This window comes from Streptomyces sp. NPDC104381, assembly GCF_055583745.1.
Window position 1 is genome coordinate 1 of sequence record NZ_JBVJNK010000012.1, and the last position, 20614, is coordinate 20614.

15 protein-coding genes and 1 tRNA gene are annotated in these 20614 nt (G+C 68.7%); 10 read left to right on the top strand and 6 right to left on the bottom strand.

Translation table 11 applies throughout. The features are described from left to right. Window positions 1-214 precede the first annotated feature (214 nt). Window positions 215-469 (bottom strand): hypothetical protein, encoded by a 255-nt coding sequence (locus ACZ607_RS32740; RefSeq protein ID WP_469741043.1) that lies wholly within the window; start codon window positions 467-469, stop codon window positions 215-217. Between the two features lie 95 nt (window positions 470-564). Here ACZ607_RS32740 and ACZ607_RS32745 point away from each other — a divergent pair, with 95 nt between their 5' ends. Together ACZ607_RS32745 and ACZ607_RS32750 are read left to right on the top strand one after the other, a co-directional pair. Next, window positions 565-1308 carry an XRE family transcriptional regulator gene (locus ACZ607_RS32745; RefSeq protein ID WP_469741045.1) on the top strand — a complete coding sequence of 248 codons (744 nt, stop codon included), beginning with the start codon at window positions 565-567 and terminating at the stop codon, window positions 1306-1308. A gap of 2 nt (window positions 1309-1310) precedes the next feature. Then, on the top strand, window positions 1311-1781 hold the full coding sequence (locus tag ACZ607_RS32750) for an NUDIX domain-containing protein (protein ID WP_469741048.1): 471 nt from the start codon (window positions 1311-1313) through the stop codon (window positions 1779-1781). Window positions 1782-1801: 20 nt separating this feature from the next. Here ACZ607_RS32750 and ACZ607_RS32755 read toward each other — a convergent pair whose 3' ends face one another. Continuing rightward, entirely contained in the window at window positions 1802-2758 is a 957-nt protein-coding gene (locus tag ACZ607_RS32755; protein WP_469741050.1) for a DUF3800 domain-containing protein, read from the bottom strand. Window positions 2759-3070: 312 nt separating this feature from the next. Between ACZ607_RS32755 and ACZ607_RS32760 the strand changes: the two genes are divergently transcribed. From ACZ607_RS32760 to ACZ607_RS32775, 4 genes are all read left to right on the top strand, one after another. Next, window positions 3071-4591 (top strand): type I restriction-modification system subunit M, encoded by a 1521-nt coding sequence (locus ACZ607_RS32760; protein WP_469741052.1) that lies wholly within the window; start codon window positions 3071-3073, stop codon window positions 4589-4591. Then, a complete protein-coding gene (locus ACZ607_RS32765; RefSeq protein WP_469741055.1) occupies window positions 4588-5772 on the top strand; it encodes a restriction endonuclease subunit S in 1185 nt (394 codons plus the stop codon). The genes ACZ607_RS32760 and ACZ607_RS32765 overlap by 4 nt, the downstream gene beginning before the upstream one ends. A gap of 203 nt (window positions 5773-5975) precedes the next feature. Beyond that, a complete protein-coding gene (locus tag ACZ607_RS32770; protein WP_469741059.1) occupies window positions 5976-9572 on the top strand; it encodes a DEAD/DEAH box helicase family protein in 3597 nt (1198 codons plus the stop codon). A gap of 394 nt (window positions 9573-9966) precedes the next feature. Then, window positions 9967-10051, top strand: a tRNA-Ser gene (locus ACZ607_RS32775). A gap of 72 nt (window positions 10052-10123) precedes the next feature. Here the strand turns inward: ACZ607_RS32775 and ACZ607_RS32780 are convergent. Then, on the bottom strand, window positions 10124-10618 hold the full coding sequence (locus tag ACZ607_RS32780; RefSeq protein WP_469741061.1) for a cupin domain-containing protein: 495 nt from the start codon (window positions 10616-10618) through the stop codon (window positions 10124-10126). A 47-nt stretch (window positions 10619-10665) separates the two neighbouring features. Further along, window positions 10666-11037, bottom strand: coding sequence for a DUF4267 domain-containing protein (locus ACZ607_RS32785; protein ID WP_469741064.1), 372 nt, complete (start codon window positions 11035-11037; stop codon window positions 10666-10668). A gap of 143 nt (window positions 11038-11180) precedes the next feature. On the opposite strand from ACZ607_RS32785, the gene ACZ607_RS32790 reads away from it, so the two are divergent. Next, complete coding sequence (locus tag ACZ607_RS32790) at window positions 11181-12071, top strand: LysR family transcriptional regulator (RefSeq protein WP_469741065.1); 891 nt, start codon at window positions 11181-11183, stop codon at window positions 12069-12071. Window positions 12072-12190: 119 nt separating this feature from the next. Here ACZ607_RS32790 and ACZ607_RS32795 read toward each other — a convergent pair whose 3' ends face one another. Beyond that, entirely contained in the window at window positions 12191-13072 is an 882-nt protein-coding gene (locus ACZ607_RS32795; protein ID WP_469741067.1) for a bifunctional DNA primase/polymerase, read from the bottom strand. A 299-nt stretch (window positions 13073-13371) separates the two neighbouring features. On the opposite strand from ACZ607_RS32795, the gene ACZ607_RS32800 reads away from it, so the two are divergent. The 3 genes from ACZ607_RS32800 (at window position 13372) to ACZ607_RS32810 (ending at window position 16331) form a co-directional block, all read left to right on the top strand. After that, window positions 13372-13689: a hypothetical protein gene (locus tag ACZ607_RS32800; RefSeq protein WP_469741069.1), complete on the top strand. Its 318-nt coding sequence runs from the start codon at window positions 13372-13374 to the stop codon at window positions 13687-13689. A gap of 203 nt (window positions 13690-13892) precedes the next feature. Further along, window positions 13893-14447 carry a SigE family RNA polymerase sigma factor gene (locus ACZ607_RS32805; RefSeq protein ID WP_129264653.1) on the top strand — a complete coding sequence of 185 codons (555 nt, stop codon included), beginning with the start codon at window positions 13893-13895 and terminating at the stop codon, window positions 14445-14447. A gap of 234 nt (window positions 14448-14681) precedes the next feature. After that, complete coding sequence (locus ACZ607_RS32810; RefSeq protein WP_469741071.1) at window positions 14682-16331, top strand: long-chain fatty acid--CoA ligase; 1650 nt, start codon at window positions 14682-14684, stop codon at window positions 16329-16331. Window positions 16332-16471: 140 nt separating this feature from the next. On the opposite strand, the gene ACZ607_RS32815 is transcribed toward ACZ607_RS32810, so the two are convergent. Next, window positions 16472-20557, bottom strand: coding sequence for a hybrid sensor histidine kinase/response regulator (locus tag ACZ607_RS32815; protein WP_469741074.1), 4086 nt, complete (start codon window positions 20555-20557; stop codon window positions 16472-16474). Between the last annotated feature and the right edge of the window lie 57 nt (window positions 20558-20614).

The following is a 20614-nucleotide window of genomic DNA, read 5'->3' on the forward strand; positions in this document are numbered from 1 at the left end:
CCGCTACGAGAAGACCGCGACCATCTACCTGGCCGGACTCCACATCGCGGGCATCTTCCTCTGGTCCGCGCGGTGATCCAAACGAGAGGACCTAGCACCCGTTCGGGGCGGCCGGTCTATTGGCCGACGGCGAGAGCCATGCCGATCACCAGGCCGCACGACCCACTGATCATGACGATGAACAGGACTCCCGCATACCGGCCGATGGCGCGCATCACAGCCCGTCCCGAGTGTTGGCGTTCCGGATGGCCAGACGTGCGCTCAGTTCCTCCCGCGCACTCGGCGCCACGACGTGGTCCGGCATGGCATCCCACTCCGTGCCGCCGCGGACCGGCCGTATCTGCACACGACCGCCGACCTCGCCCATGACGACGCCGATACGTCCCCTGGCGGTGTCCTTCGCCAATTCACCGATGCCTGGTCTGGTCTGCTGGTTGCTCGCCATGCGGACGAGGATCCTGCCGCTCATCAGGACGTCGGAACCTCCGACAAACCCCACTTCGGGACGTCCCGCGTCGGGTAGAACGTCCCTAGTGCCGTCCCCGGGTGTTAGGAGAGATTGAGATGCCGAACGAGAGATTACGTGCTGCCATGGCGGCCGGCGGCTGGACGTATGCCGCCCTTGCGGACAAGGTCGAAGTCGATCCCAAGTCCGTTGAAAGATGGGTAAATCTGGGGCGTACGCCGCGCCGTGCCACGGCCATGCTGGCAGCGGAAACACTAGGAGAAGACGTGCACGCTCTATGGCCTGCGCTCCGGCAGGCACGCCCTGCCCGCGCTGTCAGTCCGGAACTTGTGGCTCTCTACGACCAGCGGGCGGACGTCCCCGTGTCCACCTTTGTGGACATGCTGACCCAAGCCCGCGAGCACATCGACGTGTTGGTGTACGCAGCCGTCTTCCTGCACGAGGCGTACCCGCGGCTCAACGACTTGCTGCGAGAGCGAGCTTCCGACGGGTGCGCGGTCCGTATCGCAATCGGCGACCCGGACAGCGCGAATGTTCAACAGCGCGGCAAAGAAGAGAGGTTCGGCCACGGGATCGAGTCCCGTTGTCAACTCGCCCTCATGCACTATCGCCCCCTTGCTGGGGTACCTGGCATCGAGGTGCGGACCCATGCCACCACGCTCTACAACTCGATCTACCGTGCGGATGACCAGGCGATGGTCAATGCCCATGTCTGGGGCGTGAACGCCTACGGTGCTCCCGTGTGGCATCTGCGGCGCACTGGAGAGGGCGGCATGTTCGACACCTACGCCAGCAGCTTCGATGCGGTCTGGGAGACCGCGACGCCGGTAAGCGAAGGGTGATCATGGCACGGACTGAGTACTACGACGACCCGGCGGCACCTGAGCCGAACAGCTTGGTGGTTGCCGCGTCCGCCGTGGTTACCGACGCCGAAGGGCGCGTGCTCCTTCAGCGCCGACGGGATAACGATCTTTGGGCGCTCCCTGGTGGCGGCATGGAGATGACCGACTCACTCCCAGGAACGGCCGTCCGCGAGGTGAAGGAAGAAACAGGCCTGGACGTAGAGATCACTGGGCTTGTGGGCACGTACACCGACCCTCGCCACGTCATCGCCTACTCGGACGGTGAAGTGCGCAGGCAGTTCAACGTCTGCTTCACCGCCCGTATGGTCGGGGGCCGGCTCACGATTTCGGACGAGTCCACGGAGCTGCGGTTCGTCCAGCCGGAAGAGATCGATCAGCTGCCGATGCACCACACGCAGCGGCTGCGGATCCGCCACTTCCTGGAACACCGTGACCGGCCCTATCTCGGCTGATCGCGCCCGCGGCACCCGCTTTAGGAGACAGGCGGAGAACTGCCATCCTGCTCGGCCTCGCGCTGTCCAGGGACCGGAGCGCCCGGCTGTCCCGGGATCGTAGTAGTCGGCACGGTGACCATCTTCTTCGGTCCGAACATCAGGCTGGACGGCTGCTGCGTCCGCCGGTCGGACACGACGATCCCGCCGCGCCACTTCCCCGTCGGGTCCTGGTACCGGAACTGCAGCTTCTTCAGCCGTTGCCCGAACTGCTCCCGCAATGGCCGGTAAGCGTCGTCACAGTGCACGTTCCACGTCACGTCGCCCAGGTAGGCGTGGCACGCGATGGGGAACAGCAGGGAGGACACCACGAGATCGGCGAGCTGGAGCAGCGTGTGGGTGTCGCTGTGGCCGAAGACCGGCGACTCGATGACCCCGCGGAGGCTGTCACCGCCCGTGCGGTACTTGCGGGTGGTCACGCAGTGCACATTTGGAGCATTTTTTACCTTCGTGCGGCTGTCGAGGACCATCATGCCGCGCGAGTGCTCGTGGGCGAGCTGAGCCTGGAAGGTTTCGTTCAGCGCGGCAACGGAGGCCGGGTACACCCCGGACTCGTCAAACGCCAGCCCCTCCTCTTTGATCCACACGCGGGCGAGGATGCGGGCTTCGTGGGATTCCAATGTGTCGAGCAGTGATGCCACCAGTTCCATGGCCGCACGCCGCCAGCCGTGATTGCCGACACGGAGGTTCTTACGGACGTCTGAGCCCTTGATCTCGTGCTGGATCACCTCGGAGAGCTGGTCCGCGTTCCGCAACTGCGGACGGTAATGCTTCTTGACGGCTAGGAAGGCCCAGGTGAGGGACTTGACCTGGGCCCGGGGCACGGTGAATCCGCCGACGACGAGGACCGGAGGGGCGTCCGGCCTCACGGGATCGAGCGTCTGCCCGTTGCCCGCCTCGTCGATATAGCACAGGTGCACCGAACCTCCCTGGAACACGTCTGTGGCCGCCCCCGAAGGGACGGCCACAGGGTCTGCGCAGCCATATGCGCGATGTTTTGCTTGCTGAGTCCGATCCTGCCGAGAACGGCTACGGTCGGTCAAGCCGAGCGCACGTTAAGTGGTATGGGTTTCGGTCAACCTTGACGGGTGAGCCGAAGAACGCTGTCCACTCGGCCGGCGCGACGGCGAGGCCGCGGTGAGCTGGCAAGACGGTGTGTACGGAGGTCGATGTCTGAGTCGCTGAGTGGTGAAGTCTCCGGCTTGTCAAGTCTGGATGGCGTGGGGTTCGGGGGCCGTAGGATCCCCTGTGTGATTACGGGCGAGCTGAAGAGCAAGGTGGGGCGCGTCTGGGACGCGTTCTGGTCGGGTGGCATCTCCAATCCACTGGAGGTGATGGAGCAGATCACGTACCTGCTCTTCATCAAGCGGCTGGACGAGATCCAGACCCGCAAGGACCGCAAGGCGATCGCAACGGACAAGCCTGACCCGGACCCCTTCTTCTCGGACGACCAGCAGGATCTGCGCTGGCAGAATTTCAAGGTCAAGGACCCCGAGATCATGTACGGGCTTGTCGCCGACGGCGTCTTCCCGTACCTGCGTCGCATGGGCGGGGATGAGTCGACCTACTCCCACCACATGAAGGATGCCCGGTTCACAATCCCGGGGCCCAACCTGCTGGCGAAGGTCGTCGACCTGCTGGACGACATCTCGATGGACAGCAGCGACACCAAGGGTGACATCTACGAGTACCTGCTCGCGAAGATTGCTACATCCGGCCAGAACGGCCAGTTCCGCACGCCTCGTCACATCATTGACCTGATGGTCGAGATGACTCAACCCGGCCCGCGCGATGAGATCTGCGACCCGGCGTGCGGCACGGCTGGCTTCCTGGTGCAGGCGGCGTCATACGTGCAGCGGGTGCACCGCGATGCGCTGCTCGGGGTGGAGCAGCGCAAGCACTTCAACGAGTTGATGTTCCACGGCTTCGACTTCGACTCCACGATGCTCCGCATCGGCTCGATGAACATGCTGCTGCACGGCATCGAGAACCCGGACATCCGGTACCGCGACTCGCTCGCGGAGAGCGCCGCCAGCGAGGCCGAGCGCTACTCCCTGATCCTTGCGAACCCGCCCTTCGCCGGGAGCCTGGACTACGAGTCCACGGCGGTGGACCTCCAGCGCATCGTCAAGACGAAGAAGACAGAACTGCTGTTCTTGGCCCTTTTCTTGCGGCTCCTGAAGCCTGGTGGCCGGGCTGCCGTCATCGTCCCGGACGGCGTGCTGTTCGGCTCAACAAAAGCACACAAAGAGCTGCGCCGAATCCTGGTGGAGGATCAGCAGCTCCAAGCGGTGGTCAAGCTCCCGAGCGGCGTGTTCAAGCCGTACGCCGGTGTTTCGACGGCGATTCTGTTCTTCACGAAGACTGACTCGGGCGGCACAGGCCACGTCTGGTTCTATGACCTGCAGGCGGACGGTCTCAGCCTTGATGACAAGCGCGCTCCGCTGCTCGCTGACGATCGGCTCACGGTTCGGCCGACGGGTGGGCCGCTGACAGAGACGGAGCACGCGAAGAATAACTTGCCGGATGTGTTGGCCCGCTGGTTCGAGCGGGACGGCTCCGAACGTGATCGGGAACGCACAGACCAGAGCTTCTGCGTGCCCAAAGCGGAGATCGTCACTCAGGGATATGACTTGAGTATCAACAGGTACAAGGCGGTAGTGCACGAGGAGATCAAGACACGGACTCCAGGTGAAATCCTCGCTGACTTGGAGGTAATTGATGAGCAAATCTCCAAGGGTGTATTCGAACTGAAGGGACTGCTGGCGTGAGCAGTACCGATACGCTTTTGGGTGACATCATCAAGCCTGCAGCCCTTCGGCGGGCGGGAGTTCAAGAACTCCCCATCCTGTCCATGACTATGCGAGACGGGCTTGTCGATCAAGCGGATAAGTTCAAAAAGCGTGTGGCCTCTTCCGATACTTCCGCTTATCGAGTAGTCGACCGTGGCCAGCTCGTCGTCGGGTTCCCTATTGATGAAGGAGTGCTTTCCTTTCAGCGGCTCTACGATTCGGCGATCGTAAGTCCTGCTTACGAAATTTGGGATCTGGTAAACCCCGATTCAGTATCGCGAGATTTCCTAGAGCGATTCCTGCGTTCGCCCCGGGCTTTGAAATATTATGCAGCGAAGTTGCAGGGGAGTACTGCACGTCGGCGCTCGCTACCGAGAGATGTTTTCCTCGCGCTGCCGGTACCACTGCCATCCCTCGAAGAGCAGCAACGCATCACCGCCGTTCTCGACCAGGTGGACACTCTCCGTGCGAAGCGTCGCGAGGCCATCGCTCTCCTCGGCGATTTGATCCAGTCCATGCTTGTTCATATGTTCCAGTTCGAGGACTTCCCTAAGGAGCCGTTGAGCGAGGTTGTGCGTAAGGGGACGATTGTCACCTACGGAATCGTCCAGGCTGGGGATGAATTCGACGGAGGTGTGCCCTACATTCGGACCGGTGATCTCAAGGACGGTGAAATCATCACCGATGGATTGCGGCACACGGACCCATCAGTCGCAGCAAAATTCGCAAGGTCGCGAGTCGCCGCAGGTGACATTGTGATGAGTATTCGCGCCACTGTGGGGAACACTGCGCTCGTTCCTGCCGAGCTTGACGGTGCAAACCTGACTCAGGGTACTGCGCGCATCGCGCCCGGCGATAGGGTGACTCCAGAATACCTGCTGGCTTACTTGCGGTCCCATGAGGCACAGTCCTGGATTCAGCGGCAGGTAAAGGGTGCCACTTTCCGTGAGATCACCCTTGCTAAGCTGCGTGAACTTGAAGTCCCGCTGCCCTCATTTGCCCAGCAGTTGGACTTTTCGCAGCGGGTGAAAGCAGTAGAGGCGCAGCTAGGTGTACACCGCACTCACCTCGCAGCCCTTGATGAACTTTTCACCTCCGTCCAGCACCGTGCCTTCTCTGGCACCCTCTGGGATCATGAAGCCGCCGGCGAAGCTGCGTAAGCCACTTCTGCCGCACCCGGTGCGCAGTACCGACCGCACCACAAGCACCACACGCCGCCCGTGCGGCCGGTCAGGGGAGTCCGGCCCTCGGGTGGTTCTGCCGTAGGAGACGGACGGATATGTCGGCCTCGTGTGGGCCGGGACAAGGAGTCCCGGACCCGCAGTCCAGGCCGCGTCACAGGGGAGAGGGACACCGCACCGCCATGGGTAGCGACCAGAACGGTCAGAGTAGCCAGAACAGTAACGGCCAGGGCCAGACTGACCACGGCAAAAGCGCCCGCGATCGCGCCGCAGCCGACAACATCAGCCATACCGCAGGCGGCAACTTCGCCTTCCTTCGCGCCGAGTGGCCCGCCCTCCACGACGAGGCGACCCGCGCCGAGCGGCTGATCCACCACGACCCGCGTGCCGCCTGCTTCTACGCTCGCCGTGCCGTCGAGATCGCGGCCCGCTGGATGTACGACAAGGACACCAGCCTCAGTGAGCCCTACAAAAAAGATCTCGCGGCGATGCTCCACGAGCCGAGCTTCCGGCAGCTCGTCGGGCCGACGGTCAACGCCAAGATGGATCTCATCCGCCGGCACGGCAACAACGCCGTGCACAAGGCCGCCCCCGTCCCGAAGACCGTCGCCGAGGCCAGCGTCAAGGAGCTGTTCCACTCCCTCTACTGGTTCGCCCGTACCTACACCCGCCAGGCTTCGGCTCTGCCACCCGCCGGCCTGGAGTTCGACACCAGCGCCGTACCGCGCCCCCTCTCCCCCCAGGCCCGTGCGCTAAAGCAGGCCGAGCTAAAGGCGAAGGAGGCGGAGGACGAGGCACGCTTCGAGGAGCAGGCCGAGCAGCTGGCCGCCGAGCGGGCGCAGAACGCAGACCTCGCCCGGCAGCTCGAAGAGCTCAAGGCGCAGATCGCCGCCGCCAAGGCTGCCAACCAGTCCGTGCGGGACACGCACGACTACGACGAGCAGGCGACCCGGGACGCCTTCATCGACCTGCTCCTTAAGGAAGCGGGCTGGGACCTCCTCACCCGAGGCAAGGACACCGAGTACCCGATAGCCACGGGGATGCCCACCAAGACTGGCAAGGGGTTCGTCGACTACGTGCTCTGGGGTGATGACGGCAAGCCCCTCGCTGTCGTCGAGGCCAAACGGACTCAGCGGGACGCCCGCGATGGTCAGCAGCAGGCGAAGCTGTACGCGGACGCGCTCGAGAAGCAGTTCAACCGTCGCCCGGTGATCTTCTACACCAACGGCTACGAGACCTACCTCTGGGACGACGGTCTCGGCTACCCGCCCCGCCAGGTGCAGGGCTTCTTCACCAAGGACGAGCTGTTCTGGCACATCCGCCAGCGCGCCGGACGTCTCTCCCTCACTGGCACGCCGGTGAACGAGAGGATCGCCGGCCGCCCTTACCAGCTCCGTGCGATCAAGCGGGTCGGCGAGACCTTTGAGCGGGATCGGGGCCGTCAGGCGCTGCTCGTCATGGCAACTGGTACCGGCAAGACCCGTACCACCGTGGCCCTCGTGGACCAGCTGATGAAGGCCGGCTGGGCCCAGCGGGTGCTCTTCCTCGCTGACCGGCAGGCGCTGGTCACTCAGGCGATGAAGGCGTTCAAGGAGAACCTGCCGAACACCCCCTCGGCCAGCCTTCTCGACGACAAGGCCGCCTCGGCCCGCGTCTACCTCTCCACGTACCAGACGATGATGAAGCAGATCAACGTCACCGACGGTGCGGGTCGCCGACGCTTCGGGCCCGGCTACTTCGACCTGATCGTCATCGACGAGGCGCACCGCTCCGTGTACGCGAAGTACGGCGAGCTGTTCCGCTACTTCGACTCGCTGCTGCTCGGCCTGACCGCCACGCCCAAGGACGAGATCGACCACAACACGTACAAGCTCTTCGCCATGGAGGACGGGGTACCGACCGACTCCTACGACCTCCAGGAAGCCGCCGCCGAGGGCTATCTCGTGCTCCCCAAGGCTGTGAAGGTGCCGTTGAAGTTCATGGAGCAGGGCATCCGGTACGACGACCTCTCGGAGGAAGAGAAGGCCGAGTGGGACGCCAAGGAGTGGACTGAGGACGGTGACATCCCGGACGCGGTGGGCCGGCATGAGATGAACAAGTTCCTCTTCAACGAGGACACTGTGGACAAGATGCTGGAGACGCTGATGACGCGCGGCCACCGCGTCGAGGGCGGCGACCGGCTCGGCAAAACAATCATCTTCGCGAAGAACAACGACCACGCCCGATACATCGAGGAGCGTTACAACGCGAACTACCCGCAAGGTGCTGGCCACACGGCGCGCGTGATCACGTACAAGGAGACGTACGCCCAGTCGCTCATCGACGACTTCTCCAACCCGAAGAACCCGCCGAACGCCCCCGATATCGCCATCTCCGTCGACATGCTCGACACCGGCATCGACGTGCCCGAGGTGGTGAACCTGGTCTTTGCCAAGCCCGTCTTCTCCAAGACCAAGTTCTGGCAAATGATCGGCCGCGGCACCCGCCTGCGCCCCGCCCTCTACGGGCCCGACCCCGACAACCCTGATCACAACAAGCAGAATTTCTACGTCTTCGACTTCTGCGGAAACATCGACTTCTTCAACAGCCAACTCGACCGGTCGGAGGGGCGCAGGGCCGTCACGCTCACTGAAAAACTCCTCCAGCGCCAGCTCGACCTCGTGCGGGTATTGGACAAGCGGCAGCAGCCCGATCCGACACGGGACGCCGGTCCCGACGCGATCGGCACCGAGGTGGAGATCCGCTGGTCGCTGGCCCACCGGCTACACCACACCGTCACCGGCATGAACCTGGATAACTTCTTGGTCCGTCCACACCGCCGGGAGATCGAGGTATTCAGCGACTTCGGCAGCTGGCACCGGGTAGACGACGACGCGGACACCGCGATCCGAGAGCACCTGCTCGGACTGCCCAGCGAGTTCCGCCCGGACGACGAGGAGACGGGCGAGGAGGCCAAGCGGTTCGACCTGATGGCGTACGGTCTCCAGCTCGCCGCACTGGAAGGCGGCAAGGAGTTCGCCAAGCTGCGCGCGAAGATCCAGGACATCGCTTCCAACCTGCTCACCAAGACCAACATCCCGGCGGTCGGCGAGCAGGCCGAGCTGCTGGAAGCAGTGGCGGGCGATGAGTGGTGGGACGGCGTCACGCTCCCGATGCTGGAGGACATGCGGCGCCGTATGCGCCGACTGGCGCGTCTCACCGACCTCAAGGTCAAGCGGAACGTCGTCTACACCGACTTCGCTGACACCCTCGGCGACATCACCGAGGCCGAGATTCAAGGGATGCCCCAGGGCACGGACGAGCAGCGCTTCAAGCAGAAGGCCCGCGCCTACCTCCTGCGCCACGAGGACCAGCCGGTGGTGCGCAAACTGCGTCTCAATGAGCAGATCACTGAACTCGATCTCGCGGACCTGGAGGAGGTTTTCCTCACAGAGGCCATCGCATCCCCGGAGGATCTCGACGAGGTGCGGTCCTCCGGGGGGCTCGGCCTGTTTGTGCGCGGGCTGTGCGGGCTGGACCGGCAGGCCGCACAGAAGGCGTTCGAGGTCTTCTGCGCGGGGAAGCAGCTCAGCTCCCGCCAGCTCGACTTCCTGACGTTGATCATCGATACGGTGGCCAAGCGTGGAATCCTGGGGCTGGGCGACCTCTACGATGACTCGTTTGCCGATCTTGCCCCCGGCGGCCCCGATGACCTGTTCACCGGTGAGGAACTCGAAGTCCTCAATGTCATCTTCAAGGAACTGGAGCGGACAGCCAGGCCCACTACCTTGGCGGCCTAGGCTCGGCGTCGTGGCGATCGCGTACGCTGCGAGCCGGTGCCACTGTTTTGAGCTGACGGCAACCCTGACGGCAACACGGCACACAGAGGCTGTTGATCACGACGATCAGCGATCAGCCGGGAGGAAAGCGGAGCCCCGCCCAACGGCCTGCCCGATCCTACGGATCAGAAGGTCGTGCTCCACGATAAGAAGCATGGCGGCGCCACTGAAGAGTCCTGCTCTGTGCCAGCGCCGCCAGTAGGTGCTTTCCATATGCTGGCGTGAGGCCGGGGGCGGTGTGCTGATCACTGGCGGCCGGGAACAGGGCCAGTGGACCCCGTGTGGACCATGCACCCCGAGCGGCGTCCGCGCCCGGTACGCTGTACCCGCTCCGTCCCTGGTGGGCCGGGGCACAGGTGGGTTGCCCGAGCGGCCTAAGGGAACGGTCTTGAAAACCGTCGTGGCGCGAGTCACCGTGGGTTCAAATCCCACACCCACCGCAGCAGGCGACGAAGGGGTGCCTCCCTCACCGGGAGGCACCCCTTCCGTGCGTCCTGCCCCGGCCCGGCGACTCAGGCGCGGGTGGCTGTCCAGGGGGCGCTCTGGAGGAAGTACGTGTCGTACAGCTCCTGGACGTCCAGGAGGCTCTCCGGGGGGACCTTGCCGTAGGCGATGCGTTCGAGGTGGCGGAAGTACTCGAAGCGTTCGACCCCCGGGGTGATCACGATGAGGATGTCCGCGTCCTCCCCCGGGGCGGCGGCGAAGGCGTGCGGCACGTTGGGTGGGACGACGACGAGGTCGCCCCGGCCGGCGGTGACGATCCGGTCGCCGGAGAGGAGCTGGGCCGTGCCGTCCAGCAGGTAGAAGAGCTCGGCGGAGTTGGCGTGGCGGTGCGGGTTGGCGCCGTTGGCGCCGTCGGCGAGGGTGACCCGCTGGGTGGAGAGCGCGCCGCCGGTGGCGCTGCTGTCCGCCAGCAGGCGAATGGTGGTCGGGGCCTGGCCGATGACTTCGGCGTCGGCCTCGCGCACGACGTGGGACCCGTCGAAGTCCGGGTGGATGAGGGACATCTGCTCGCCTCCTGGGGCTGCGGAGTACGGCCGTTCCGTGTCGGGGATCAGGCCGCGAAGAGAAGTGCGGCGGAGATCAGCACGACCGCCGCCGTGGCCGCGTGGATACCGAAGGCCACGGCTTTCGTGCCCCCGTGCCGGAGGACGATCACCGTGTCGCCCAGCGGGGTCAGGGCCACCACCACCATGAACCAGGCCGCGGCGTCGGCGTCGGAGAACGCCAGCAGTGCGAGGCCGATGAGGCCCGAGACGAGGTCGCGCAGCCCCTTGATGGTCAGATACGCGGAGTCGCCGTTCTCCTTGGCCGGTACGCCGTAGCCGGTCGCGGCGGCCAGGGGCTGGAAGAAGAACCGGAGACCGATGAAGATGATCAAGAGGTTGAGCACGACGGCCAAGCCGTACGCGAGTGGTGTGAGCACGTCCATCTCCCTGCGGGCCTGCACCGGATGATGTCCTCGGAGGAGGACGTGCCTCAGGATGCAGCGTGGCCGAAACGCGAACAATCTCCGGCCTCACATGGTCGGATAAGCGAGGCGTTATCGCCGGAGGTCTGGGGGCCCGGGTGGAATTGCGAGACATCGAGATCTTCTTGACGCTGGCCGAGGAACTGCACTTCGGACGGACCGCGGACCGTCTGCACGTGTCGCAGGCGCGGGTGAGTCAGTCGATCGCCAAGCAGGAGCGGCGGATCGGCGCACGCCTCTTCGCCCGTACCAGCCGCCGGGTCGAACTCACCCCGATCGGGGCGCAGTTGCGTGACGACCTCAGCGTGGGCTACCAGCGGATCATCGACGGCACCCGCGCGGCCACGACCGCCGCCCAGGGCGGCACCAGCACGCTGACCCTGGGGCTGTACGGACCTCAGGCGCACGACTGCGCGCACATCATCGACCTCTTCCGCGCCCGGCACCCCGAGGTCGAACTCCAGATCCGGGAGATCCACTTCACCGACCCCTTCGGTCCCCTCCGCGACGGTTCGGTCGAGGTGTCGACCTCGTGGCTGCCGGTCCGTGAACCGGACCTCACGGTCGGCCCGTTGGTCGTCACCGACCCGCTGCTCCTCATGGTGGCCGCCGACCACCCCCTCGCCTCCCGCGAGTCGGTCGGCATGGAGGACCTGGCCGACTGGGCCCTGCCGCACTCCGCGCTGCCCGTCCCCGAGTACTGGCTGCAGACACTGGTCCCCACCCACACCCCCGGCGGCCGGCCGATCCGGCGCGGCCCGAAGGTGTCCACCTTCCAGGAGGTCGCCGCCGTGGTCGCGTCGGGCGAGGCGATCTCCCTGGTGCACGGCGACGCCGCCCGCTACTACCCCTGGCCGGGCCTTCGGTATCTCCATCCGCACGACGCCCCGACGGGACGATGGGCTCTCATATGGCCCACGGCCGCGGAGACGGCTCTCGTCCGCGCGCTCGCCCGGGTGGCGGAGGAGGCGGGACCGCGCAGGGGGTGAGACGGGGCGCGGGCCGCCTGTCCGGAGCGTGAGGGACCGGGTCAGGGACTCATTGCGGGGTACGGAGCCCGAGGACCCGGTCAGGGGCTCATTGCGGGGTAGGGAGCCCGAGCTCCCGGTCAGGGGCTCCGGCGCGGGTCGGTGAGACGTGCGGCCGAGGCGATCGCGGCGCGGGCCTCCTGCTCGGTGAGGCCCGTGCCGACAGCCGCGTCGGTGAGGGCGTCCGCGAGGTCGTCGCCGAACCCGTGTTCGTACGCGCGACAGGCCGCCCAGAACAGCCGGGTGTTGCGCTGGCCCTCGTGGGCGGCGCGTACGAACTGGACCAGGCCCTGTCCCTGCCGGGCGGGCGTCGCCCGGCCGGTGGCGTGGTGCGGGCGTGGCGGGGGCGTGAGCAGGCGCAGGAGGGCGCGCGGGCAGGGCGCGGGGCCGAGGTGGGCCGTTCCGGGGGCGAGCCGGTACCGGCCGTGGGTCGTGACCGAGCCGGGGCCGACCAGATAGCCGCCCGCTCCCCGTACGTCGATGCCGGGTGCGAGGCGGCTCGCGGAGTTGGGCACGGAGACGCCGGACGGTCCCGTCAGCCAGAGGTGCCGGCCGCCGCTGGGCGTGAGCACGGTGACGGTGGCCGGGATGGTGAACAGGTGCTGGAGCGCCAGGTGCTGGAGGGCGGCCACGGAGTCGTTGCCGTGGGTGAGGTCGATGTCGAGGTCGATGCCGATGAGACGGTGCGGCTCCCGCCCGCAGGCGATGCCGTACCCGGTGGCCCTGGGGGCCGCGGCGAAGAGCGCGCGGACGGCCGCCGGGTCGGTGGTGGCGTCGTGGACCCCGTGGCCGGGCAGCCCGCAGGCGCCCCGGCAGTGCGTGGGAGGGTCCTCGTCGTGGTGGGGGGAGCGCAGTGCGGGGAGCTTGGTGGCGGACAGCGGGAAGACGGGGAGCCCACGTTCGGCGGCGGAGAGCGCGTGGGCGAGGGCCAGGGTGGCGGTCTGCCGGTCGGTGGTGGCCATGCGGCTATTTTCGTACAAGCGTTCGAAGAAGGGAAGGGGGGTCCGTCACGTGGGTGGGTTCGTCCGTGCGGAACGCCCCGGTGGGCCAGGTGGGACCCGGCCGGGGCCGGCAGGAGGGCGCGGCAGGTTTACCGGGCGTTCCTCATACGTGCGGGGGAATCGCGCGTATGGGGTGGTTCGCCCGGGACGCGGTGGGCATTTCTGCTCCCGCGACGTCGTGACCAGCACGGGGGCGGTCGGCCGACCGCTCCGGAACTCAGCCGTATCGAGCAGCGTTCTCGCTTCCTGGAGGAATTCACATGGCACGTATCCGTACCGCTCGCGCCCTCGCCGCGGTCGCCGCCCTGCCTCTCGCCGCCGCCCTGTTCGGAGGAGTGGCGGTCGCCGACAACGGCGCGTTCGCGAACGACGGATCGAACGCGGCGGTGGCGACCATCGGGAACGGAGGCGTCGGCGGGGACAACTCCGGTAACTCGTCCACCTCGCAGCAGCAGGCCGTCGGCCTCGGTGCCTCCAACCACAGCAACACGGTGCAGGTCAGCCACTCGCCCTTCGCCTACATCGACCAGTCCACGTACAACGTCTATGTGACCTTCACGCCGCTCTGGGTGAACTGACCGGGGGCCCGTGCGGCGGCGTCGCGCCGCTGCCGCACGGGCCGCCCCCGTACGGAGACCCGGGGGTGAGGACCCTGACGCGGGTGGCCCGACCCTCCACCTTCAGGAGGTGGGGCCCGCCCGACCCCTACAACCTGAGGCGGACGTGGCTTCGGGACCTGGGGCCGATCCCCTCGTCCGCCCCCGCTCCTAGCGTGGAGTTCATGACCACGCCAGTCTGCACCGGCGCCTCCAGGGCGGCCGCTGCCTCCGCCGGACACCGCCGCTATCCGTCGTTCTCGTCGTACGTGCGGGCCCGGGGTCCCGTACTGCTGCGCACCGCGCGTTCCCTCACCGCGAACCCGAGCGACGCCGAGGACCTGCTGCAGACCGCCCTCACCAAGACGTACGTCGCCTGGGAGCGGATCGAGGACCACCGGGCACTCGACGGTTACGTCCGCCGCGCCCTGGTGAACACGCGCACCTCGCAGTGGCGCAAGCGCAAGGTCGACGAGTTCGCCTGCGAGGAGGTGCCCGAGAGGGAGGCCGCCCCCGCGCCGGACCCGGCCGAGCAGCAGACGCTGCACGACGCGATGTGGCGTGCCGTGCTCAAGCTTCCGGACCGCCAGCGGGCCATGGTCGTCCTGAGGTACTACGAGGACCTGAGCGAGGCCCAGACGGCGGAGGTGCTGGGCGTCTCCATCGGTACGGTCAAGAGTGCCGTGTCCCGGGCGCTCGGGAAGCTCCGTGAGGACCCCGGGCTGACCCCGGTCCGCTGACCGGATCCCCTCGGCACGGCCGGTCCGTCCCGTCGGCCCCGACGCGCGGCCGGCCCGTCCCGTCGGCCCCGGCGCCTCCCGTACAGGTGATCCGCGTCTCTCCCGCCGCCGCCCTCCGGCCCGTTTCTTCCGGCCGACACCGATTCGTACGCCCGGGAGTAGTGACATACCGCTCGGTATGTGCGCAGAATCAGCGGAAACCTACTGCCGCGTAGCGCCCACCGGGAGGACGCCGTGCTCAGCACCATGCAGGACGTACCGCTGACTGTCACCCGCATCCTGAGTCATGGGATGACCATCCACGGGAAGTCGCAGGTCACGACCTGGACCGGAGAGCCGGAGCCGCACCGGCGAAGCTTCGCCGAGATCGGCCGGCGGGCCACCCAGCTCGCCCACGCCCTGCGCGACGAACTCGGCATCGACGGCGACCAGCGGGTCGCCACCCTCATGTGGAACAACGCGGAGCACGTGGAGGCGTACCTCGCCATCCCGTCGATGGGTGCCGTGCTCCACACGCTGAACCTCCGGCTGCCCGCCGAGCAGCTGGTCTGGATCGTCAAGCACGCCGACGACAAGGTCGTCATCGTCAACGGTTCGCTGCTGCCGCTCCTCGCTCCGCTGCTCCCCCAGCTGACCTCCCTCGACCACGTCGTCGTCTCGGGCCCCGGTGACCGCTCCGTGCTGGACGGCGCGTCGGTGCGGGTGCACGACTACGAGGAGCTGATCGCCGGCCGTCCGACCAGCTACGACTGGCCCGAGCTGGACGAACGCCAGGCCGCCGCCATGTGCTACACCTCCGGCACCACCGGGGACCCGAAGGGCGTCGTCTACTCCCACCGCTCGATCTATCTGCACTCCATGCAGGTCAACATGTGCGAGTCGATGGGCCTGACGGACAAGGACACCACCCTGGTCGTGGTGCCCCAGTTCCACGTGAACGCCTGGGGACTGCCGCACGCGACGTTCATGTCCGGCGTCAACATGCTGATGCCGGACCGTTTCCTCCAGCCCGCGCCGCTCGCCGACATGATCGAGAGCGAGCGGCCGACGCACGCCGCCGCCGTCCCCACCATCTGGCAGGGACTGCTCGCCGAGGTCACCGCCAACCCGCGCGACCTCACCTCCATGGCCAACGTCACGATCGGCGGCGCCGCCTGTCCGCCCTCCCTGATGGAGGCGTACGACAAGCTCGGTGTCCGCCTCTGCCACGCCTGGGGCATGACGGAGACCTCGCCGCTCGGCACCATGGCCAACCCGCCCGCAGGGCTGACCGAGGAGCAGGAGTGGCCCTACCGCATCACCCAGGGCCGCTTCCCGGCCGGTGTCGAGGCGCGGCTCGTCGGCCCCGGCGGCGAACACCTCCCGTGGGACGGCGAGTCGGCCGGTGAGCTGGAGGTGCGCGGCGCCTGGATCGCGGGCGCGTACTACGGCGGTGCGGACGGCGAGGCGCTGCGGCCCGAGGACAAGTTCAGCGAGGACGGCTGGCTGAAGACCGGTGACGTCGGTGTCATCAGCGAGGACGGGTTCCTCACGCTGACGGACCGCGCCAAGGACGTCATCAAGTCGGGCGGCGAGTGGATCTCCAGCGTCGAGCTGGAGAACGCCCTGATGGCGCACCCGGATGTCGCCGAGGCCGCCGTCGTGGCCGTCCCGGACGAGAAGTGGGGCGAGCGCCCGCTCGCGACGGTCGTCCTGAAGGAGGGCGCCACCGCGGACTACGAGGCGCTGAAGGCGTTCCTCGCCGGGTCGGGTATCGCCAAGTGGCAGCTGCCGGAGCGCTGGTCGGTCATCGCGGCCGTACCGAAGACGAGCGTCGGGAAGTTCGACAAGAAGGTGATCCGCAAGCAGTACGCGCAGGGCGAGCTGGACATCACGCAGCTCTGAGCCGGGTTGCCGCCCGCGTACGGCGCGGGCAGCTCCGTGCACGGCCGGCCCCTGTACGGAGCCGGGTCACGGCACACGCCGAGGGCGGTACGGGAAGATCCGTACCGCCCTCGTCGTATGCGCCCGCCGGTGCCGGGGCGTCAGTTCGTCCCTATCTTCGCCAGCAGGTCCACGATCCTGGACTGCACCTCGTCGCTCGTCGAACGCTCGGCGAGGAAGAGCACCGTCTCCCCGGAGGCGAGCCTCGGGAGGTCCGCCTCCTCCATGCCGGCCGAGGTGTAGACGACCAGCGGCGTGTGGTTCAGCGAGCCGTTGGCGCGGAGCCAGTCGATGATCCCGGCGCGCCGGCGGCGTACCTGCATCAGGTCCATCACCACCAGGTTCGGGCGCATCCGGGTCGCGATGTCGACCGCCTCGCTGTCACCCGACGCCCGGGCGACCTGCATGCCACGCCGCTCCAGCGTCTCCGTCAGCGCCAGGGCGATCTCCTCGTGCTCCTCGATCACCAGGACCCTCGGCGGGTGCTGGTCGCTGTCGCGCGGGGCGAGTGCCTTGAGGAGCACGGCCGGGTCGGCGCCGTACGCCGCCTCCCTGGTCGCCTGCCCCAGGCCGGCCGTCACCAGCACCGGGACCTCCGCCGCCACGGCCGCCCGACGCAGCGACTGGAGCGCCGTACGGGTGATCGGGCCGGTCAGCGGATCGACGAACAGCGCGGCGGGGAACGCCGCGATCTGGGCGTCCACCTCCTCGCGGGAGTGCACGATCACCGGGCGGTAACCGCGGTCGCTGAGGGCCTGCTGGGTGGAGACGTCCGGGGCGGGCCAGACGAGCAGCCGCCGCGGGTTGTCCAGCGGCTCCGGGGGCAGTTCGTCGTCGACGGGCTGCGGCTGCGGGCGGTTCGCCACCTCGACGGCGCCACCGGGGCCGTCCAGCGGCTCCGGGCCCTCGGCACCCGCGTCGGGGGCGCCTATCGCGTACGAGCGTCCCTCGGAGGCGGGCGGGGACAGCAGCTGACCGGAACCCTGCACCGTGCTCCCCTGGGCGGCACCGGGCTGCGGAGGAGCGGGAGCAGGGGCGGGCTGCGGCGGCACCGGGGCCGTGGCGGCCGGGGCCGGGCGCTCGGCCTCGGGCGGGGCCGCGAGCTTACGGCGCCGCCCGGCCCCGCTGAGCGTCTGGTTCTGCTGATGCGCGAGGTGCTGCGCGAAGGGCACGCCCTGGCCCAGCGTCCGCACGCTGAACGCACGCCCCTGGGTCGAGTCCGAGGACGGCATGGGCGCCTCGGCGGGCAGCGGCTGACGTCGCGCGTCCTGGACGGGGGCCTGCGCGTCGCCGTCGGCCGGATGCGGCTCCGGAGCGGGCGCCTGCTCGGGCGCGGGCGCGCCGGTCCGGGCGGCGACGGTGCCGGTGGTGTGCGTGGTGCTGCCGGGGGCTGCCCAGGCCTCGTCGGCGGCCTCCTCGGGGGACTGCGCGACCGGACCCTGCACCGGGGCGCCGCCCTGCGCCCAGTCGGGCTGCGGAGGGACGGCGGGCAGCGGCTGCCCGGGAACGGGATGCCCGGGCGCGGCCTGCGGCTCCGGCGTCTCCGCGGGCCGTGCCCTGCGGCGGCCGGACGGCACGGGGTGCGGCTGCGGCGGGGTGTGGTCCGCGTCCGGAGCGGTCCGTACGGCGTCGTGGCGTTCGGGCAGCGGGCCGTCCGCGGCAGGGAGCGGCTGCCCGTCGGCGGGAGCCTGCTGGGGCGCGGCCGGAACCGGCTGCGGGGCGGGTGAGGACGGCGCGGCGGACGGAGGCGCCACGACGGGCGAGCCCGGAGCCGTCGGCGGGACCCGGTCCGCGGCGGCGGGCGGCAGCGCGAACGCGGTACGCGGCCCGGAGGGTTCGGCCGCTGCGGCGCGTTCCTGTGCGGCGGCGAGGGCACGGCGGGCCCGCCGTCCTCCGGGCTGCTGCGCGGACTGCTCGGGGCGCGGCTGCTCCTGCTGTCCGGGGGCGGTCTGGGCGGTCTCGGACGAGGCGAGGGCGGGCAGCGCGGGCCTGCCGCCGTTGCCGCCCTGGCGCGCGGAGGCGTTCTGCGGCACGCCTTGGGGCGGCACGGTCTGCCCGCGCTGCGGACGTCCGCCGCCTCCCTGCGCGCCCTCGGCCGCCGTGACCACGGAGCCCTCCGAGGGGGCCGACGCGGCCGCGGGGAGCGCCAGCGCCTGCCGGGCCTGCTCGGGCACGGCGTCCGTACCCGTCTCCGCCGGACTGGGACGGCCGCGCCTGCGACCGGAGCCCTCGCTCGGCCGATGCGGGGTCAGTTCCTGTCCCTGGGGCTGTTCCTGGGGGTCCGGGGACCCACGGCGCGCCCTGCGCCGGCCGGTCGGCTCCGCCGCGGCGGTGTCACCGGACTCCGGAGCGGCCGCTTCTGCGTCGACCGGGCTGTCCAGGAACGCGTCCGTCGACGCCCTGCGCGCCCGGCGCCGTCCGCCCTGCGCGGGCTGCTGCGGGGCGGGCTCCGGTACGACGGCCTCCTCGGGCACCGGGACCGGCGCGGGCGGCGTGACGGTCCCCGCGCCCGTACCGAGCGGCACCTCGAGGACGTACGCGCTGCCGCTCATCCCGGCCATCTCGTGCGTCTGGAGGACACCGCCGTGCGCCCGTACGATCCCGCGCACGATCGGCACATGCACCGGGTCGCCCCCGGCGAACGGCCCGCGCACCTCGATCCGTACGACGTCACCGCGCTGCGCCGCGGCCACGACCACCGTGGAGTCGACGTACCCGCCGCCCGGCACCGGCCGGGCCTTGCCGGTCGAGTCGACACCGGCCACGTCGGCGACGAGATGGGCGAGCGCGGTGATCAGCCGGCCCGCGTCGACCTCGGCCTCGATCGGCGGGGCGTGCACCGCGAACTGCGCCCGCCCGGGGCCGATCAGCTCGACGGCACCGTCGATGCCCGCGGTCACCACGGCGTCGAGCAGCACCGTCTGCTTGACGAGCTCCTCGGCGCCGGCGTCCAGGCGCTGGTAGCTCAGCACGTTGTCGACGAGCGTCGTCATGCGCGCGTAGCCCGCGGCGAGGTGGTGCAGGATCTGGTTGGCCTCGGGCCAGAGCTGGCCGGCCGGGTCGGCGGCGAGGGCCGACAGCTCGCCGCGCAGCTCCTCCAACGGCCCGCGCAGGGACTCGCCCAGCACGGCGGTCAGCTGGGTGTGCTGCGCTTCGAGGGAGGCGAGGCGCTCCGACTGCTCCTCCAGCTCGGAGGCGTACCGCTCGGTCCGGTCGGCGGACTCGGCCGTGTGCTGCTCGGTGAGCGCGGCGACTTCGGAGCGGTGGCCCTCGGTGAGGGCGGCGACCTCGGCCCGGTGGTTCTCGGTGAGCTCGGCGATCTCGGCGGCGTGCCGCTCGGTCAGCCCGGAGACCTCCTCGGTGTGCTGCTGCGACAGCTCCTCGTACGGCCTGCGGTCGGTGAACGTCATGACGGCGCCGACCAACTGGTCCCCGTCACGCACCGGCGCGGTCGTCAGGTCCACCGGGACCTGGTCGCCGCTCTTGGACCAGAGGACCTGCCCGCGCACCCGGTGCTTACGGCCGGACCGCAGGGTGTCGGCGAGTGGCGACTCCTCGTACGGGAACGGCCCGCCCTCCGCGCGTGAGTGCAGGATCAGCGGATGGAGCTCCTTGCCGCCGAGGTCGCTGGCGCGGAAGCCGAGGATGTGGGCGGCGGCGGGGTTGACCAGGACGACCCGGCCGTCCGTGTCCGTGCCGACGACGCCCTCGGAGGCGGCCCGCAGGATCATCTCGGTCTGGCGCTGCGAACGGGCCAGCTCGGCCTCGGTGTCGACGGTGCCGGAGAGGTCCCGCACGACGAGCATGAGCAGTTCGTCGCCGGTGTAGCTGGAGTGGATGTCGTTGTAGCCGGCCTGCCCGCTGTCGAGGGAGGCGCTGGTGACCTCGACCGGGTACTCCGTGCCGTCGGTCCGGCGCGCGATCATCCGCGTCGGCTTGGTCCTGCCCTGCTCGTCCGCAGCGTCCGGCCTGCGCATCGACCCCGGGATCAGCCTGGAGTCGAACTCCGGAAGCAGATCGAGCAGTCCGCGCCCCACGAGCGCGGTGCCCGGGGTCTCGAACATTTCGAGGGCGATGGTGTTGGCGTTGACGACCGTGCCGTTGCAGTTGACGAGCAGGAGCCCGTCCGGGAGGGCGTCGAGTATGGCTGCGAGGCGAGCAGCGCCTCGGGATGGCCTGCTGCTCACGAGACGCTTCCTCCCTGAATACCGCACCTTGCCGACAGCGGGCCCCATCCTGCCCCT

Bases quoted from the DNA above. Each gene is read 5' to 3' on its own strand.
- ACZ607_RS32740 (WP_469741043.1), bottom strand. From the start codon at position 469: ATGAGCGGCAGGATCCTCGTCCGCATGGCGAGCAACCAGCAGACCAGA.
- ACZ607_RS32745 (WP_469741045.1), top strand. From the start codon at position 565: ATGCCGAACGAGAGATTACGTGCTGCCATGGCGGCCGGCGGCTGGACG.
- ACZ607_RS32750 (WP_469741048.1), top strand. From the start codon at position 1,311: ATGGCACGGACTGAGTACTACGACGACCCGGCGGCACCTGAGCCGAAC.
- ACZ607_RS32770 (WP_469741059.1), top strand. From the start codon at position 5,976: ATGGGTAGCGACCAGAACGGTCAGAGTAGCCAGAACAGTAACGGCCAG.
- ACZ607_RS32780 (WP_469741061.1), bottom strand. From the start codon at position 10,618: ATGTCCCTCATCCACCCGGACTTCGACGGGTCCCACGTCGTGCGCGAG.
- ACZ607_RS32795 (WP_469741067.1), bottom strand. From the start codon at position 13,072: ATGGCCACCACCGACCGGCAGACCGCCACCCTGGCCCTCGCCCACGCG.
- ACZ607_RS32800 (WP_469741069.1), top strand. From the start codon at position 13,372: ATGGCACGTATCCGTACCGCTCGCGCCCTCGCCGCGGTCGCCGCCCTG.
- ACZ607_RS32805 (WP_129264653.1), top strand. From the start codon at position 13,893: ATGACCACGCCAGTCTGCACCGGCGCCTCCAGGGCGGCCGCTGCCTCC.